At 44.8% G+C, this 18,225-nt stretch carries 15 protein-coding genes; 2 read left to right on the forward strand and 13 right to left on the reverse strand.

All coding sequences use genetic code 11. The features are described from left to right. Positions 1-66: 66 nt before the first annotated feature. From VT06_RS00815 to seqA, 13 genes are all read right to left on the reverse strand, one after another. On the reverse strand, positions 67-1,923 hold the full coding sequence (locus VT06_RS00815) for a protein kinase (RefSeq protein WP_046552356.1): 1,857 nt from the start codon (positions 1,921-1,923) through the stop codon (positions 67-69). Between the two features lie 16 nt (positions 1,924-1,939). Then, the gene (locus VT06_RS00820; RefSeq protein ID WP_046552357.1) at positions 1,940-3,400 is read right to left on the reverse strand and encodes an AAA family ATPase; all 1,461 of its coding nucleotides are present in this window, start codon (positions 3,398-3,400) and stop codon (positions 1,940-1,942) included. Positions 3,401-3,492: 92 nt separating this feature from the next. Further along, on the reverse strand, positions 3,493-5,112 hold the full coding sequence (locus VT06_RS00825; RefSeq protein WP_046552358.1) for a dihydrolipoyllysine-residue acetyltransferase: 1,620 nt from the start codon (positions 5,110-5,112) through the stop codon (positions 3,493-3,495). A gap of 9 nt (positions 5,113-5,121) precedes the next feature. Beyond that, positions 5,122-6,099: an alpha-ketoacid dehydrogenase subunit beta gene (locus VT06_RS00830; protein WP_046552359.1), complete on the reverse strand. Its 978-nt coding sequence runs from the start codon at positions 6,097-6,099 to the stop codon at positions 5,122-5,124. Continuing rightward, positions 6,099-7,283, reverse strand: a complete 1,185-nt coding sequence (locus tag VT06_RS00835; protein WP_046552360.1) for a thiamine pyrophosphate-dependent dehydrogenase E1 component subunit alpha — start codon at positions 7,281-7,283, stop codon at positions 6,099-6,101. Before VT06_RS00835 ends, VT06_RS00830 begins: the two co-directional genes overlap by 1 nt. Before the next feature lie 173 nt (positions 7,284-7,456). Then, a complete protein-coding gene (gene astE / locus VT06_RS00840) occupies positions 7,457-8,503 on the reverse strand; it encodes a succinylglutamate desuccinylase (protein WP_046552361.1) in 1,047 nt (348 codons plus the stop codon). A gap of 46 nt (positions 8,504-8,549) precedes the next feature. Then, positions 8,550-10,316 carry a GGDEF domain-containing protein gene (locus tag VT06_RS18350; RefSeq protein ID WP_200897872.1) on the reverse strand — a complete coding sequence of 589 codons (1,767 nt, stop codon included), beginning with the start codon at positions 10,314-10,316 and terminating at the stop codon, positions 8,550-8,552. Between the two features lie 50 nt (positions 10,317-10,366). Further along, on the reverse strand, positions 10,367-10,666 hold the full coding sequence (locus tag VT06_RS00850; RefSeq protein WP_046552362.1) for a hypothetical protein: 300 nt from the start codon (positions 10,664-10,666) through the stop codon (positions 10,367-10,369). 30 nt (positions 10,667-10,696) lie between these two features. Next, positions 10,697-11,251: a GNAT family N-acetyltransferase gene (locus VT06_RS00855; RefSeq protein ID WP_046552363.1), complete on the reverse strand. Its 555-nt coding sequence runs from the start codon at positions 11,249-11,251 to the stop codon at positions 10,697-10,699. After that, a complete protein-coding gene (locus VT06_RS00860; RefSeq protein ID WP_235357310.1) occupies positions 11,223-12,050 on the reverse strand; it encodes an SAM-dependent methyltransferase in 828 nt (275 codons plus the stop codon). The genes VT06_RS00855 and VT06_RS00860 overlap by 29 nt, the downstream gene beginning before the upstream one ends. 136 nt (positions 12,051-12,186) lie before the next feature. Next, positions 12,187-14,670 carry a glycogen/starch/alpha-glucan phosphorylase gene (locus VT06_RS00865; RefSeq protein ID WP_046552364.1) on the reverse strand — a complete coding sequence of 828 codons (2,484 nt, stop codon included), beginning with the start codon at positions 14,668-14,670 and terminating at the stop codon, positions 12,187-12,189. Between the two features lie 217 nt (positions 14,671-14,887). Beyond that, on the reverse strand, positions 14,888-16,537 hold the full coding sequence (gene pgm / locus VT06_RS00870; RefSeq protein WP_046552365.1) for a phosphoglucomutase (alpha-D-glucose-1,6-bisphosphate-dependent): 1,650 nt from the start codon (positions 16,535-16,537) through the stop codon (positions 14,888-14,890). A 9-nt stretch (positions 16,538-16,546) separates the two neighbouring features. Then, on the reverse strand, positions 16,547-17,086 hold the full coding sequence (gene seqA, locus VT06_RS00875; protein ID WP_046552366.1) for a replication initiation negative regulator SeqA: 540 nt from the start codon (positions 17,084-17,086) through the stop codon (positions 16,547-16,549). Positions 17,087-17,193: 107 nt separating this feature from the next. On the opposite strand from seqA, the gene VT06_RS00880 reads away from it, so the two are divergent. Next, positions 17,194-17,970: an alpha/beta fold hydrolase gene (locus VT06_RS00880; RefSeq protein ID WP_046552486.1), complete on the forward strand. Its 777-nt coding sequence runs from the start codon at positions 17,194-17,196 to the stop codon at positions 17,968-17,970. A gap of 49 nt (positions 17,971-18,019) precedes the next feature. After that, the gene (locus VT06_RS00885; RefSeq protein ID WP_046552367.1) at positions 18,020-18,217 is read left to right on the forward strand and encodes a DUF2788 domain-containing protein; all 198 of its coding nucleotides are present in this window, start codon (positions 18,020-18,022) and stop codon (positions 18,215-18,217) included. Positions 18,218-18,225: the final 8 nt, after the last annotated feature.

The following is an 18,225-nucleotide window of genomic DNA, read 5'->3' on the forward strand; positions in this document are numbered from 1 at the left end:
TTTTTAATCTGAAACACGGCCTCGACCTGCATGATTTATTTGTGATGCCGCTAATTCTGTCTATTATTAAGGCAAACTGTGCTGTTGCTGGCTAAATTGCAATGGATTTGCCGGATAATAACATGCAGGACTTTGCGGTTGATGTTGAAAAAATCGGGTGTCTTTGTAAGGTAATTTCATAAAACCGCCAACACCTTCACCACTAATTAAAATAACTTTTTGCAGAATACTTTGCAGCAACGCCGCAAATTGAGGCTCAGCTGCTTTATCTAATAGCCGATAATAGCTATGCACCTTCATATACAGTGGGGTGACTTCAAAAATAATACAACCGGTGTGCCGGACCAAGTTTAAGCAAGCAATATCATCCATGATGGCATCGGGTAAAACCAGTTGCTCATCAGGATCTTTTCCATCCTCAAAATAAGAATGCTGTTTGCTGGCGTCTTCTTGGCTTAGCACCGGTGCCAACTGGTAGGGTATTTTTGCTTTATCGGGCACAGTAAACGGCTGTTCTGTACTGTCTCTACTAATATGAATTGTATTACGGGCATCAAATAAACAAGCTTTAAACACGCCTAATTTGCCAATTGCGCTGCCCAAACTCACCACATTATTAACCGCATGGCTAAACGCTATTTTAAGTTCTGTATTATATAAATTTAAACTTGAATCGATATATACCCCGGCCGCCTGCCAATGAATCGCTAAGCCCCCCACTACCGGATAACGGGCTAACCGGCCCACTGCGGCAATAAAGGCTTTTTCAGTTTCGCCCATCCCTTCCAAATAATTTTTGTAATATCGCTCTAGTTGCACGTCATCAACATCACACAAATGGCTCTCTTCCTGGTGTTCTCGTAAGAAAGATTTGCGTGAGGAATACACCACCGTATCTAAATCCTGCTTTTGATCACTACACCATACTGGCAGCAGCGGCACATCGGCCAACAAGCTAACCGGTGGTAACACTAAGTGAGCTAAAGTAGCCATACGACTGATAAAATAATCCCCGGCTTGGTGGCGTAAAATACGATCTTCAGCCAACATGCTGTCAAGCATGGTAGCAAATTCAACCGGTAACCCTAAGCTACGGGCGGGTATTGCCAGTCGACCAAAGCGGCACGATTGCGCCGATGCTAACGCGTACAAGGTGCTGGCAACACCCTGCTCGTCAAAACGGGGACTGGATAATTCTCCACTGCGTTGCTCCGGACCAATAAAGTAGACGTCGCCCATTCGGGCATTTGAATGCTGTAAATCGGCAGACATTAATTGCATAACGTTATTACATAAAAATTGACCTTGGCTATCCAGCTGAGCATGCACCGATGAGCCCCAATCAATTAAACTCACTTTTCCGGTGTGCTCATCAAACACTACATTGGAAGGCTTAATATCGCCATGTACTATTGGGGTACTTTGGCCAAGCGTTTGCTGTTGCCTCAGGAAGTGTAATAACACGGCCAGTTGCGCCGCAATATCAATTAATAACCTAACTGACAGGCGCCCTACTTTCAGACTAAATTGTTCGAGGTCGAGGCCTTTAGCCCGTCCCATCATTAAAATGCCCTGCTTTTTTATCACCTGATAAGTAATATACGTCGGCACCGCCGGATGCTTAACTAATGACAGCATGTGCGCTTCATCAGCCAGCCGTTCCTGAATATGCTGAGCTAAATTAATCCGGGAAAACTTAAACACATACGATACGCCATCTTGACCAAAGCCGGCAAAAGCAAAACCATAGGCACCCTTACCAATTAGTTCAATTTGCCTATAGCCTAGCTTTTCTAACTCTTCAACACACAACGCTACCCAATCCTTCAGCTTTTTAGCGTCATTCGCATTTAACAAATAAACCGATTGCTCTTCTGGTATATAAAAGTTACGCAGTTGATTTTTTTCAATTTTATCTGGCATACGCGATGTGTCCGGGTTAAGCCATAACACAGCGCTGCTGCGCCCATTGCCGAAGTGCGGTGACGCGTTCTGCCATAACGACCGATAGCGGCTGTGTTTCTGCAAGCTCGGCCATTAAGTGATTTAAACTAAAACCGCCGCCATCGCTGTGCAACCGGTAGCTGGCACTGACTACAGCTTGCTCTAGTTCAGCACCCGAAAAACCTTGCGCTAAGGCAATACATTGCGCCAGTTCATTATCATGCAGTGCTAAATTACGTCGCTGTAAATGCAACGCCAAAAGTGCTTTAATTTGCGCATTATCAGGTAAATCAACAAAGAATATTTCATCAAAGCGGCCTTTACGCAATAACTCCGGCGCCAGCTCTTCAATATTATTCGAGGTAGCAACCATAAATACCGGTTTTGTCCGCTCGGCCATCCAAGTTAATAAGGTGCCCAGTATGCGGCGGGTAACGCCATTGTCATTATCACCACCGGCCAAGCCTTTTTCAATTTCATCTATCCAGAGCACACAGGGGGCCATGGCATCGGCCTGCGCCAGAGCCTGACTGAGATTTTTCTCGGTTTCACCAATATATTTATTATATAACGCTGCCATATCAAGCCGCAGTAACGGTAAGCCCCAACTGCCGGCGATGGCTTTAGCGGTAAGGCTTTTACCGGTACCTTGCACACCAGTTAACAATAAGCCTTTAGGGATGTCTTGGCTATTACTATTAAACGCTGGCTGGCGTTGAGTTAACCAACGTTTTAAATTGGCTAAGCCGACTACGTCGGCCAGGTTTTTGGTATCGTAAACCTGGCTTAAGGTACCGGCCGCTTGCAGCAAATTAAACTTTGCCCGGTTTATTCTGGGTAAATCGCTCGCGGTTATCGCACCATCATCGGCTATCGCTTTGTAGGCCAGTCGTTTTGCTTCATCAAAAGTTAAACCGCGTAAGTTTTGCAATAAGGCACTAACATCTTCTGGCGCCATGTCTACGGGCTGACCATGCTGATGGCGATACATCTCGGCGGCTTCACTGATCATCTGTCGTAATTGCTGATCACTAGGTAATGACAATTGAAAGCGGTAGCTTAAGCGGGCTAATTCAGGTGGTGTTTGTAGTGCATAGCTTAAAAATACCAGCGTGTGTCCTAAACTCTCATGCGCCTGGGCAATTTCTTTTAAAAAGCGAATATGCCGCGGTTCATTTAAAAAAGGATGAAAATCGCATAACACATAAATACCCGGGATCCGAGTACCTTTAATTTGGGCCAATACTTGCGCCGGTTCAGTATTAAACGCTTGTGGGCTGCTTTCACGGTCGGTACGCAACAAGCCATCGGTAATAGTCCATTGAAATACCGGCCGCATTAAATTCATTGCCAGACGCTTTATTAAGGCCAGTGCCCGTAGTTCTTCATAAGTTTCAATAATAATCAGCGGGCTTTTCGCCTGTACCAACACTCTTAAATCTTCAAATTCAACCATATTTATTCCCTGTACCGGTCAAAATAACGACCATAAAAAAACCCACCTTGCACCGTGGGTTTTTAACAGAAACAGCTGAACTTGCCAACTGCTTAAATCATGTTAACCAGCATTGCCGAAGGCTGCTCCAAATAGTGCTTCCACAAATTGGTAAAGCGGGCAATGGTACCACCATCAATAATCCGGTGATCACCTGACCAGCTTATTTGCATCAGTTGTCTGGCTTCAACCTCGCCTTTGTCATTAAAGCGTGGCAAGGTTTGCACCTTTCCTAAAGCAACAATAGCCACTTCAGGCTTATTAATAATTGGCGTCGCAACTGTACCGCCAATGGCGCCAATATTAGAGATAGTAATAGTACCACCTTTAAGATCTGCCGGGCTAACCCGTCCCTCGCGAGCTGAGTCAGTCAATCGGCTTAGCTCACGTGCGATGTCGACAATTGATTTGCTTTGACAGCTTTTAATGTTGGGAACTAATAAACCTACCTTAGAATCAACAGCAACACCAATATTGTGCTGGGCAAGAAAACGCAGCTCAGTACAGTCGCTATTGGGCTGGCTGTTCATTACTGGAAAATCTTTAATTGCCAATGATAATGCTTTCATAAAAAATGGCATCATCGTCAGCTTAACGCCTTGCTTAGCATAGTTATCTTTCAGGCTCAAACGTAGACTAATTAACGCCGTCAGATCTATTTCTTCACAGTAGGTAAAATGCGGAATAGTTGACACCGACTCAGCCATTAACCGCGCCATTACCGCTTTAATACCTTTAATAGGTTCAACCCGGTCAGCAATGCCGGCAACGGAATTAATATGTTGTGCTGAACTGGCTTTGGCGCTATCGCTGCTAGCAGTGGGGTCAGCACTACTACTGTCTGACTCAGTGCTGCTGGCAGCAAAGGCTTTTACGTCGTCTTTAAAAACCCGGCCTTTATCGCCTGAGCCGTTTACGTTGGTTAAATCGATATTTAGCTCACGTGCTAAACGACGCACCGCCGGGCTAGCGAGTGCTTTACCGCTGGCTGCTGACACTGCAGACTTATGGCTAGTTTGCCCGGTTGCAACAGGGTTGCTTGCTATGGTTTGGCTTGCCGGTGACGATGTCGAACTAGTGGCATCTGACGTCTGTCCGGCTATTTGCATGGCAAATAACGGTGAATGCACTTTAGCAATTTCGCCCTTAGCGTAATATAACTTACTGACAACACCAGAATACTTAGCCGGAATTTGTACCAGCGCTTTGTCGGTCATAACATCACAAACTGGCTGATCTTCTAAAATGGTATCGCCTTCAGCTACTAACCAGTCGACAATTTCACACTCAACAATACCTTCACCAATGTCGGGTAAAATAAAGTCTTCAGTGGTTTCAGCGGCAGTATTAACAGGTTCAGCTTGCACCGTGGCCGTATTATTTGTTGCACCTTGCTTAACTGGTTGCGGTGTAGTGTCAGTAGTATCAACAATGTCGGCTATTTCCATAGCAAACAACGGAGCATGCACTTTAGCAATGTCACCTTTAGCATAATACAACTTGCTGACAACACCGTTGTATACCGCCGGTATTTGCACCAGCGCTTTGTCGGTCATGACATCACAAACCGGTTGATCTTCTTTTATGGTGTCACCTTCGTTAACCAGCCATTCCACTATTTCACATTCAACGATACCTTCGCCGATATCCGGCAGTATAAAATCCTGTTTCATGCTGCCGCCTTAATAGTTAACCGAGCGCATAATGGCTTCGTAGGTTTTTAGATGATCGGCAACGTATTCTTTTTCCAGTGCCAGCGGATACGGCGTATCCATGCCACACACGCGCTCAATCGGGCTTTCCAGATGTAAAAAACAACGTTGTTGCATAGTGGCGGCAATTTCACCCGCGAAACCACCGGTTAACGGCGCTTCATGGTTGATCACCAACCGGCCGGTTTTTTCTAGCGAGGCGGCAACGGTATCTGCATCCCAGGGTAAAATGCTACGCAAGTCGATAACTTCGCAAGATACGCCCTGCTCGGCGGCCATTGCTACCGCTTTCTCAACTATTTCCATCTGAGCGCCCCAGGCTAATACGGTAACATCTTTACCTTCGCGCACTACCTCTGCTTTACCCAATTCAATTTCATAATACTCTTCAGGTACTTCACCAGTTGACGCCCGATACAATTTTTTCGGCTCAAAAAATATCACCGGATCTTCACTGGCAATAGAGGCCAGTAATAAGCCTTTTGCCTGATAAGGATCGCGTGGAATAACCACTTTTAAGCCTGGAGTGTGCGCAAAATAGGCTTCAGGTGACTGGCTATGATAATGGCCGCCGGCAATACCGCCGCCATAGGGGCTTCGAAATACCAAGCCACCAACGTTGAATTCATTACCTGAACGATAGCGGAATTTTGCTGTTTCATTGACTATTTGGTCAAACGCCGGAAAAATATAGTCAGCAAACTGAATTTCAGCTACCGGCTTCATGCCTTGTGCGGCCATACCATTGGCAAAGCCAGCTATACCCTGCTCGGTCAGCGGAGTGTTAAAACAGCGCGCCTTACCGTATTTTTCCTGCAGCTTACTGGTGGCCCGAAACACCCCACCAAAATGGCCAACGTCTTCACCAAAACACACTACGGCATCATCTTTAGCCATAGCTAAATCAAGCGCATTATTAATCGCTTGTAGCATATTCATTTTTGCCATTAATCCATTCTCCCCGACGTCACCGGATAAGCATCCGGGTATTTTCTGATATGTTGTTTTAATTCGTCTAATTGTTGTTGTAGCGCCGGGATCGGCTGGTGATACACATCAGATATCAGGTGTTCTATACCTGGTTTTGCCACTTTCTCAGCCACTTTCAGTGCATCCAGAATTTCAGTACGCAGTGCTTCAATACTGGCTTTGTCTGCAGCGTCGTCTAACCAGCCCTGTTTAACTAACCATAAACGAAAGCGGGAAATAGGGTCGGTTTTACGCCACATTTCTTCTTCTTCTTTCGAACGATAGCCACTGGGATCATCAGACGATGAATGCGCGCCTAAGCGATACGCCATGGCTTCAATTAATACTGGTTCGTTATGCTCCAGCGCATAATCACGAGCCATTTTAGTAGCCTGATACACTGCCAAAATATCGGCGCCGTCTACCCGCAACGCTTTCATACCATAACCTACCGCCCGACAAGCAATGCCGTCACCAACAAACTGTTCGTTGGCCGGAGTTGAAATGGCATAGCCATTATTGCGACAAAAGAACAGTACCGGCGCTTTATGCACCGCCGCCATATTTAATCCGGCGTGAAAATCACCTTCTGATGCAGCACCTTCACCGAAATAACAAATAGTGGTTTTATTTAAGCCCCGTAATTTCTGGGCATAAGCATAGCCACTGGCTTGCGGAATTTGTGTGCCCAAAGGCGATGAAATCGTCATGTAGTAAATGTCTTTACTACCGTAGTGCACCGGCATCTGCCGGCCTTTACCAAGATCTTTTTCATTAGAAAACAGCTGATTCATAAACTGCTCTAAAGTAAAGCCGCGATAACGCAAGGCACCCTGCTCGCGATATTGCGCCATAATCATGTCTTGCTCATCCAGCGCGGCAGCACTGCCGACCGTAGTGGCTTCCTCGCCTAAACACTGCATATAAAAGCTGATGCGGCCCTGGCGCTGTGCGGCTAACATGCGCTCATCTAATACCCGGGTGAACACCATAGTGTTGTACATTTTCAAGGCGGTTTCTTTGTCTACCGTTGGGGTATCAGCACCGTCATACAGGTTGCCATCATCTTTTAAAATACACAGAGTAGGAATTTTTAACGCATCACCGGCAGTAAAAGCTGCAGAATGCACCGTGGTGATGGTGGCGTTATTAGGGTTTTTCATGGCTATCTCTTGGTTTGTGGACACACTGTCGATTATCGTTATTTGCCCGGAACTTTACCTTTACGTAAACTGCATTGCAACCGTCGCCAGGTACAAAAAAACCTGACGGCTTGCAGAGCTGTCAGGTTATATTTACTGTCTGTCACACTGGTATTAACCGTAAACCAAGCATTTTACTGCAGATTGTCGGTAACTGACGTGGGCCTGACCATTAACATCGCGCGCTGACCTACCGCCACTTTCGCATTAGGAAATATTAAGGCTTCGCCCTCATGCTCTACCCGATATTCAATATCACCATCAGTTGCCAGCAAGGTACCAGGTGGATAGCAGGTGAAATTTTCAATATCATCAGCAAAGCGTAATTTAAAATCCTGTGTTTGTTTTATAATAGCGCGATATACCTGAAAAATATTGAACTGGCTGGCATCAAAAGCGGCTGCTTTTACGGGCTCGGCCTGAATAAAGGCCCGTAAGCTCGCCTCCACTTTAGCAAAATTTGCCATAGTGTTCTGTCCAAACGGCTTTACCTTACCCAGTTCAATAGTAAAAGAATTGGCTTGATGGGTGTTCGACGCGTAATAACTAAAGGTAGTTGCTGGCGTTTGCATTAACAGCACAGTATTTACCCCACACGCGGCTAAAAAAGCCAGCTCAGCCTGCTGCCAGGGCTTATCGTGCAGATAAGGATACACCGCAAATTTTTCAAAGCGCGAGCCGCGAATAGCGGTATGTAAATCATACAAACTACGACTACGCGTTACCAACTCGGTTACGGGTAACTGCTGGTAAAACTGACTAACGTACTGCTCTAATGCTTTTGCCCGCTGCCGCTCAGCATTTATTACACCAGCGCCGTTACTGTGCTGGCCTGAAAACAACCGATTAAGATTCTCAGTAATTTCCCGGCTACCAGCATTAATGGCTGGCGGATTGCCAAACAGCATTAACAATCTTACTTTGGGTAGTAAACGCTCTGTCAGAATATCCTGCACAATAGCCGCGCATATTTCGATAGGGGCGGTTTCGTTGCCATGTATGCCACAAGACAACACCAGATCCTCAGTGGTAGCACTGGCAGGCTCAAAGCAAATAACTCCCGTGTCCCATACCTGAACCAGCGTGTTGTTTGTTAAGGTAAAACGCAGTGGCGCCAACCCCGTTGGGTTAGCTAAGGTAAGTGCTAAAAAATCACCGGCCGGGATTGGCTGCTGCAACATATATTACTCCATATTATGGTCAAACCGCTAACTGACTTTAAAACGACTAGGTTACGGTTTTACTAAATTCGACAACCTGATTACGACCATTGGTTTTTGCCTGGTACATGGCGTTATCGGCGTCTGCCAGCAACTGCTTAACATCATAACCACTTATATCGCTGCCACTTACTCCAAAACTGGCACTTAAACTAAAATCATATTCAATGCTGGTCGTTTCAATACCATAAACAGCATCACGACAAATTTCAGCCAGTAAACTGGCTTTATCCAGCTCGCAGTCTGGCAGCATAATAACGAACTCTTCGCCGCCAATACGGCCAAAAATGTCATTAGAGCGCATAAATTGCTTACATATCAGCACAATTTGTTGCAGAGCCCAATCACCTGTCGCGTGGCCAAATTGGTCATTAATGACTTTAAAATGGTCTAAATCAAATAAAATCATGGCGACTGGTTTTTGTCTGGACTGGCAAAAACGTAATGCCTGTTTCGCCTGATAATTAAAGTGATAGCGATTACTGATCCCAGTTAGCTGATCGTACTCAGCCATCAATTTAAATCGCTTACGCCCTGCTAAACCTCGATAGGCGAATACCAGCGCAATGCTCCCCAGTAGCGCCGATAAGAGTAGCAATAAATGGCTGTTTTTTACCTCTTCCCGGTAAATGTTTTGCTGTAACACTAGTAGCTCATTGTCTCTGTCTAATAAACTAATACGCTGATTTTGGAATTCAATTTGTGAGCGTACAGTATGGTAAGCCGCCTGCTGCGAGGCTTTATTAGCATTAAATTCGCCTTCAATCTGCTGCTTTCTTTCCAGATAATGCAGGGCCTGCTGATAGTTTTGCTCGGCTTTGGCTATCTGATACAGAGTCGCATAGGCTTCAACCAGTGCAAAATTATTAGGGCTAGATTTTGCGGCGTTTAACGCCTGATTTGCCAGCATAATAGCCTGTTGTAAATCGCCATTAAGTAACTGTGCCTGCGCCGCTAGCGCGCTAACCTGAGATATCAATATCGGATAATTAGTTTGCTTAATTTCAGCAATGTTTTGCTGATAAAGTGCCAATACCGCTTGGCTATTATTATTGTTTAGCAAATTTCGCATTTGCTCTTTTCTGGCTAAATTAGCTGGAATAACCTCTTTGGCCGCAACACAATCGTTTATAACCTGATGTGTTTCTTGCTCGGTAACAGTGTTATCAGGTTGCTGGTACTGAGCATCAAGTGCGACAACCCTAATTTGGCAAGTTAACTTAGCTGATATTGCATCAAAATCAATGTAACGTACATATAACAAAGTAAGATCATAACGTTCCAGCATGTTATAGGTAAACATCGTAAGAACTATCATTTGGGCTAGTAATTCGGGATCGTTAATCGTTGGAATACTATTAATTAGCTGCTCGAAGTAGAAAAAAGCCAAGGTGTGATTATTAGACAGCAGTAGTACGTTGACCGCCATAATCTGGGCTCTACTGAAAAACTCTGAATTGGCAGAGGCATCGAGCAATGGCATTATAGTTGGAAGTACTTTGTCATATTGACCTTGAAGCGCGAACTCATAAGCTGTTAGCAAAGTTAAATATTCGATATCTGAGGCTAAAGCCAGCGGCAGCTGTTTTACTCTATTCAATTCAGCATTAAAAAGCGGCTGATTTTCCAATCTAATTTGATCAATCTGAGCTAACTGTTGGCGTATTGATAGCTGTTGGACAACTGTAATGCTCTCGGGCAAAATAGTGTTGTTAACCGCAGCTATTAACGGCTCAGCTATTGCGAACTGCAGTAAAAACAATGCAGTTCGCATAAGTATGGTTTTCACCAAGTCAGTTATGATATTTTCTGATAACAATTACCTTATACTACTTGCTTAATATCGTACTCTGCAGGCTCTGGTGTATCGGCAGGCTGTTTTGCCGGCAAATCAGCTGGCTGATCTTGTGGTGCTGGTTCTTCAGCCGGAAATATCATACAAACAATCTTGTTGGTGGTATCTAGTAGCCGGGCTAGCATTGCATCATCTTTTTCAAAAATAGCTTGCTGCACTGCAGAGTCTAGGTTTAGCGGATTTAACACTGTTGGTAATTGGCTAGTGGCGATATTGCGCAATGAGGCATCTTCACCTAAGCGTTGTAAAAGCTGCAGTACCTTGTTCATGCTAAACTTCCTTTAAGAGTGTTTTTTATATTACTGTAGTAACTGATAGCAATTACCGTTGCCACAATACACAAAGCCTAAGCGGCTAACCAGCTTTTTTGCAGCGAAATTATGCGCTGCAGTGCAAAAAGTAAAGCGATAAATGTTAGGTTGTACGCTCAATTTTTGGCACAAGCCCGCAATAGCAGCTTGCCCTAACCCCAGGTTTTGGGCCGACGGTAGCAACATAATACCCAGTTCAGCCTCAAATTTACCGACAAACCCGATATCTGCTTGCGTAATTAGCTGTACGCTTACCGATAGCAAGCCCAAACGCTGCTTTGACTCATTATCGGCCATCACCAGAAAAACCCGGCACCCCAGCTGGTAGCTCTGGCTGGCCATATGGTTATGTCGAAGTGCCGCGTTAAAGCTGGTGCATGCATGCGGTTCAGTTAATGGCGTGCTGATATACTGCATAACTTGCTTACTGCAATAAAGTTGTTGATATAATGCTTTATCCGGTTCGGCTAAAAGCCGTACGGAAAACGTGGTGCCCTGAAAGCAAAAATCGCTGCTATTCAGGTTGCTGATTATTCTGCTCATAAGCTTGTAGTGCGGCCAATTTATCTAATATGGCTTGGTTTGGGATCATCTTTGTGGCAGGTGGGATCACCAGCGTGGTTTTACCGTCCAGCTCGGCATTCACTAACTCGGCCAGCGGCAATCTGGTTATGCGCGGTTGCTGAATGGGTAAGGTTACCGCTTCATATAAAATAACCTGATGTGTTAACGAATAATGCTCGGCCAATACCTCAAGCAGCAGTTGCCGGTAGGGCTCGCCAGTGCTCAGTTTAGCTAGGCTTCGATCGCCTGCCACACCTACCTGCCATAAAATAAGATAAGCGGCCGGGTCAATAGTACGCTTGTAAAACATAAACTGGCTAGTTTCAAAATGCTGGCAGCCATAGGTACCGGGGTCTATGGCTAAATCGGCTATCAGGCAGTCTTCTGCTGAAATGCCAGGTTCCATATGGGCGGCAAACCCCTCGGCTTTCGCCTTTGCAATGGCTTGGTGGGGTACCCAGGCAAATACCCCGGGGTGGCCATAAAATGCCCCCACCACTTTTTTACCTAACCGCACCTCAGTCAGCATTGCAGCTACCATTTGCTGGTAGCTAAGCATTCTTGATAAGTCAGGTTGATAATATGACTGCAGTGATCGCACATCGCTATTCATCTGGCTAACCCATTGCTCGGTAATACCATCGGCTACCAGCACAAATACTACATCAGCTTGTTCAATATAACTGCGGCTTAATGGGCTAATATGCGAGCCTAATGTCATACCAGTCCCGACACAAACTACACTACCTACCTTATCTACACCGGCTGCTTGCTGCAATGTCGACGCCCCTTTTTATGGTTGAGGGTTATATGGTATTACATTTTATTATTACTGATTATCATAATAAACCACACCCATCAAAAGATGGGTGTGGTTTATAGTGGCGTACTGATGTTAAATCACTTAAATGATTTTAATGTGATATTTTGCATGGCTTAAGCTTCCATATCCGGCTGACGTAATCTTCAATAGAGCGGTCAGAGGTAAATTTACTTACCAATGCCGTATTTAAAATAGCTTTTTTTGCCCATCCTGCTTTATCGCGATACCAGCTGTCTATTTGTTGTTGAGCTTTAGCATAAGATTCAAAATCAGCTAATACCAAATAAGGATCGCCTCCTTCCAGCAGGCTATGCTTAATAGCAGCCAGCTCACCGGGCTTACCAGGGGTAAAGTAGTCTGTTTCTAACCAGTCTAACACCGCCTTAATTTCCGGGTTATTGTGATAATAATCCTGGCTTTGATAACCTTTAGCATGTAGCGCTTTTACTTCATCGACCGTTAAGCCAAAAATGGCAATATTGTCGCTACCCACTTCTTCAGCAATTTCAATATTGGCACCATCCAGGGTACCCACTGTAATGGCACCGTTTAAGGCCAATTTCATATTGCCAGTACCCGATGCCTCTTTACCAGCGGTAGAGATTTGTTCAGAAACATCTGCCGCCGGGATCATTTTCTCGGCCAGAGTCACCCGGTAATTAGGCATAAAGACCACTTTAATCCGGTTTTTAACCCGCTTATCATTATTAATTTTGTCGGCAATTTTATTAATAGCAAAAATGATTTCTTTTGCCAATTTATAGCCAGGTGCCGCTTTTGCACCGAACACAAATACCCGCGGTACCATGTCATAATCCGGGTTTTGCAAAATACGCCGGTACAACGCCAGAATATGCAGTAAATTCAGGTGTTGGCGTTTGTATTCATGCAGCCGTTTAATCTGAATATCGAAAATGGCGGCCGGATCAATATCAATTCGGGTGAGTTTTTTCACTTCTTGGGCAAAATCAGCTTTATTTTGCTGTTTTATTGCCATAAAGCTATCTTGCATCTGCGGATCATCAGCATAGTCAGCTAACTTACTTAATAACTTCAAATTAACAGGCCAGTCAGGACCAATGGTTTTATCCAGTAATCTTGCCAGCCTGGGGTTACAGGCTTTTAACCAGCGCCGCGGTGTAACACCATTGGTGACATTGGTAAATTTATCTGGCCATAGTGCAACCATTTCCGGAAATAAATCTGATTTCACCAGTTTTGAGTGTATTTCTGCCACACCATTTACTTTAAATGACCCGACTACCGACAAGTGGCCCATCCGAACCATCGGTTCGTTACCTTCTTCAATAATCGACAATTTACGTTTCTTCGCATTATCGCCCGGCCACAGTACGTCAACCTGCTCCAGTAAAAATCGGCGGTTAATTTCATAAATAATTTCAATATGGCGCGGTAATACTTTTTCAAACAGCCGTACCGGCCATTTCTCTAACGCTTCTGGTAATAAAGTATGGTTAGTATAAGCAAAAACCTGCTGACACAACGCCCAGGCATCATCCCAGTTCATGTCGGCCCGGTCGACTAAAATACGCATTAACTCGGGTATAGCGACAGCGGGGTGGGTGTCGTTAAGCTGAATAACCACTTGCTTTGGAAAATGGCTCCAGTCATCACCATGCGCCCGTTTATAGCGGCGAATAATGTCTTTTAATGAACATGAACAAAAAAAGTATTGCTGAATAAGGCGCAGTTCTTTGCCGGCATCGGTTTCATCATTTGGATACAATACTTTTGAAATCGTTTCGGCTTCAATATTTTGTCTGGCGGCATCGATATAACCACCAGAATTAAATACGTCCCAGTTAAAGAAATCGCTGGCCCGGCTTTCCCACAACCGCAACACATTGACCGAGCTACCGTTATAACCGACCACCGGAATATCCCAAGGTACACCCTTAATAATACGACGAGGATGCCACACTTTATTCATTTTACCTTGCAGGTCATACACCGTCTCAACATAACCATATACCGAGATTTCCTGAATAGATTCTGGCCGGCATATTTCCCACGGATTACCATATTCACGCCAGCTGTCTGGGCGCTCTATTTGGCGGCCATCCTGAAAACTTTGTTTAAATAGACCATGCTCATAGTGAATACCATAACCAATAGCCGGATAATTTAATGTCGCCAATGAATCAATAAAACAGGCGGCTAACCGGCCGAGCCCGCCGTTGCCCAGCGCCATATCTTCTTCTTGATCTTCCAGATCTGCAATGTCCATTCCCAGCTCAAACAAGGCTTGCTTAGCTTGATCATACAAGCCTAAATTATGCAGATTATTACTGAATAAACGGCCCATCAGGTATTCAAGGCTGAAATAATGCAAGGCACGGGTATCTTGCTGATAATGCGTTCGCTGCGTGTTACGCAAACCATCATAAACTTGCTCGTTTACCGCAGCGCAGGTCGCGCGCCACCAAGCCTGACTACTGGCTTTATTCACGTCAGTACCCAGACTTGAATGTAAATGCTTAATAATGTTTTGCTTCAGTTGCTCGGTGCTTGCACCGTCAATAACTGCCGCTGTAGTTGTTGATGCTTTTTTCATTGCCAATCCTGAAATTTACTGAGCTAAATGACCAGGCTAATCTACTTACTTAGCGTACATAAACTACTCTATTAAGGGTAGTTTACTCAGCTTAACCTGCCAATTTTGATATTAAATGTAGAAAAATTACGAAAACAATACCCTAAATTCAAGTTTTTGGCAAAATAAAGACTATTAATGTAATTAAATTACATGACACTAACAGCCGGCTTAAAGGCTAAATTGTACTAAATACCTTGCTGACAAAGGCTTTTGCATCTTCTTCTAATTGTTGCAAGTGTTGTTGATCAACAAAACTTTCTAAATAAATTTTATAAGCATTTTCAGTACCGGATGGCCTGGCCGCAAACCAGCCATTGCGGGTAACAACTTTTACGCCACCAATATCTTTGTTATTACCCGGCGCCTTCGTTAATACTGCCAGAATAGGATCGCCCGCCAATTCAGTTTGCCTAACACTGGCTACATCCAATGATTTTAGTGCCAATTTTTGCGCGGCACTGGCTGGCGCATCCAGTCTTCGATACAACGGCGAACCCAACTCTTTAGTTAATGCCTGGTATTGCTGATAAGGGTCAACCCCGGTTTTAGCCAGCATTTCGGCCGCTAATAACCCTAAAATAAAGCCATCTTTGTCAGTAGACCATACCGTGCCATCCTGGCGTAAAAAGCTGGCGCCCGCACTTTCTTCGCCCCCAAAGGCCAGCGTGGCATTCAATAAGCCATCAACAAACCATTTAAAACCAACCGGCACTTCACACAAGTTTCGGCCACGGGCGGATACCACCCGATCAATTAGCGCACTGGATACCAGGGTTTTGCCTATGGCTAAACGTGCTGACCAGTCAGGTCGGTTAGATAATAAATAATTAATGACCACGGCCAGATAATGATTCGGGTTCATTAAGCCGCCACTGCGGGTCACAATACCGTGCCGGTCAAAGTCCGGGTCATTACCGATGGCAATATCAAATTTATCTTTAAGTTGAATTAAATTAGCCATGGCAAACGCAGACGAGCAATCCATACGAATTTGGCCGTCTTTATCCAATGGCATAAATGCAAACGACGGGTCTACTTTTTCATTGACGACAGTAATATTAAGGCCATACTTTTCGGCAATTCTAGGCCAAAATGCAATACCAGAGCCGCCCATCGGATCAACACCAATCCGAATACCCGCTTTTGCAATTGCGGCCATATCAATCACATTTTCTAAATCATCAACATAATGTTGAATGTAATCGATATGCTGACAATATCCAGACTGAATGGCCAGCTGATAAGGCATCATTTTTACGCCTTCCAGATCATTTGCCAACAACTGATTAGCGCGTTGTTCTATCCAACTAGTCGCATCGGTGTCTGCAGGGCCGCCATGGGGCGGATTATATTTAATACCGCCATCTTCTGGTGGGTTATGCGATGGCGTAATGACAATACCATCTGCCAGCTTAGTCTCAGCGCCCTTATTTTGGGTAAGAATGGCATGCGAAATCACTGGGGTTGGGGTATACCCTAAACCTTTTTGAATACACACCTGAATTTTATTGGCAATAAGTACTTCCAGCGCTGAGGCAAAGGCGGCTTCAGATAAAGCATGGGTATCTTTGCCCAGGAAAAGCGGGCCATTAATACCCTGCTCCTTGCGGTAGTCAGCGATAGCCTGGCATATCGCCAGTACATGCGGCTCGTTAAACGAACAGGTAAGGGCACTGCCCCGATGACCTGAGGTACCAAAACTGACTTTGTGCTCCGGATGCTGATGTATATCGGGTTCCAGCACGTAATAGGCTGCCATAAGGCGACTAATATTGGGAATGCGATCATTCGGTACCGGTTGCCCGGCCAGTGGATGTACTGACATGCTCTTTCCTTATAATAAATCGCGGATCCGCTCTGCGTCTGACTCACTATAACCCAGTTTAATGGCAGTTTCGGTAAGCATCATCTTTTTTCGGGTAGTATTCGAATTAGTAATAACCCAAAACCCGGTATTAGGTATCTGCTTTGGATTAGTACTAATGCCGGCTTCTGACAATGCCTCAGCGGTAGTAGCAAAATACAGACGATTGCGGCCTTTAATCTCTAACACGTTACTAAAGTGTTTTTTATGAACCCGTGCCAGCACTGAGAGCAAATATAAAAAACGACCCACAACACTCGACTCAGCCTGTAAATCCTGACGACTTACTAAATCAAAAATACTACCGGGATCGGTTTTGTCTTGCTTAGCTGACGCTGGCTCGATAGCGTCGGTAATAACCGGCTCAATGCTACTGACCACTGACGCTTTCTTTGCCGGCTGTTCACCCAGCAACAAACGACGTAATATATCTGAGGCATTCTCGCCAATTTGCTGGGTTTGCGTGGCAATGTAGTGATATAAATCGTCATCTATTTCAATGGTTTTCATATGGTTTTCCGTTAAGGTAAAGTTACCTCATTATATAAAGGCTTTGTCACTGACGCCAGCAGCTTAATTTGTTAAAATACCAGCTTAACGTTATCAGCGAGATAGCAATGATTCTACACACTCATAGCGCCGGCACCGGCGAGCCACTGGTATTACTGCATGGTTTGTTTGGCAGTTACGAAAATTTAGGCGTTATTGCCCGGGCGCTGGCTGACCAGTGGCAGGTTATTAATATTGACTTGCCTAACCATGGCCAATCGCCGCACAGCCATAGTATGAACTACGCTACAATGGTAACAGACTTGGCTGAAACGCTCGACAGCCTTAATATCAGTCAGTGTGCCTTGTTAGGGCATTCAATGGGCGGAAAACTAGCAATGGCATTTGCCATAACGTATCCGACCAGAGTAACGCAATTAATTGTCGCAGATATTGCACCAGTTAGTTATAGCAACCGACATCAACAGGTTTTTGCCGGTTTAAATGCCGTAAAACTGTCTGAAATAACAAACCGCAGTGCTGCCGATCGCCAGCTGGCAGAGCATATTTTTGAAAAAACCGTGCGCCAGTTTCTTCTTAAAAGCCTGGAGAAAACAGTAACAGGCTTTCGTTGGCGCTTTAATCTAACGGCGCTGCAACAACACTATAATCAACTGATTGCAGCACCGGCAGTAACCGGGCAATATCCCGGTCCAACGCTATTTATAAAAGGGGCCGAATCAGATTATATTTTGCCGGAACACCGACCCGCTATTATTCAAACTTTTCCTGCTGCTCAGGCAAAAATTATTAATGGCACAGGCCATTGGTTACACGCGGAAAAGCCTGCAGCTTTTACTAAGCTGGTACGAGACTTTTTATTGAGCACGCACACTAAAATTTAACGCTTTCTGTGCTATAGTGCGCGCAATTTTTACAGTATGGCCAGAAATAATGACCGTTGCACAGTTTGAAACTATAGGCTTATGGTTGGGGTTAACCGCACTGTATATTTTTATTGTGCTGGCGATTAATGATGTACTGAAAAAAAGCCAGGCACCGCTGTTTGGCCGATTATTTGTCTGGTTAGTGCTATTTTTGTCGCCGCTGGTTTTTATTATTAAAACGGTTGTACAGCATTTTATTGAATAACAAGGTTG

This window comes from Arsukibacterium sp. MJ3 (genome assembly GCF_000987765.1).
In the GTDB taxonomy this organism is placed as follows: Bacteria; Pseudomonadota; Gammaproteobacteria; order Enterobacterales; family Alteromonadaceae; genus Alishewanella.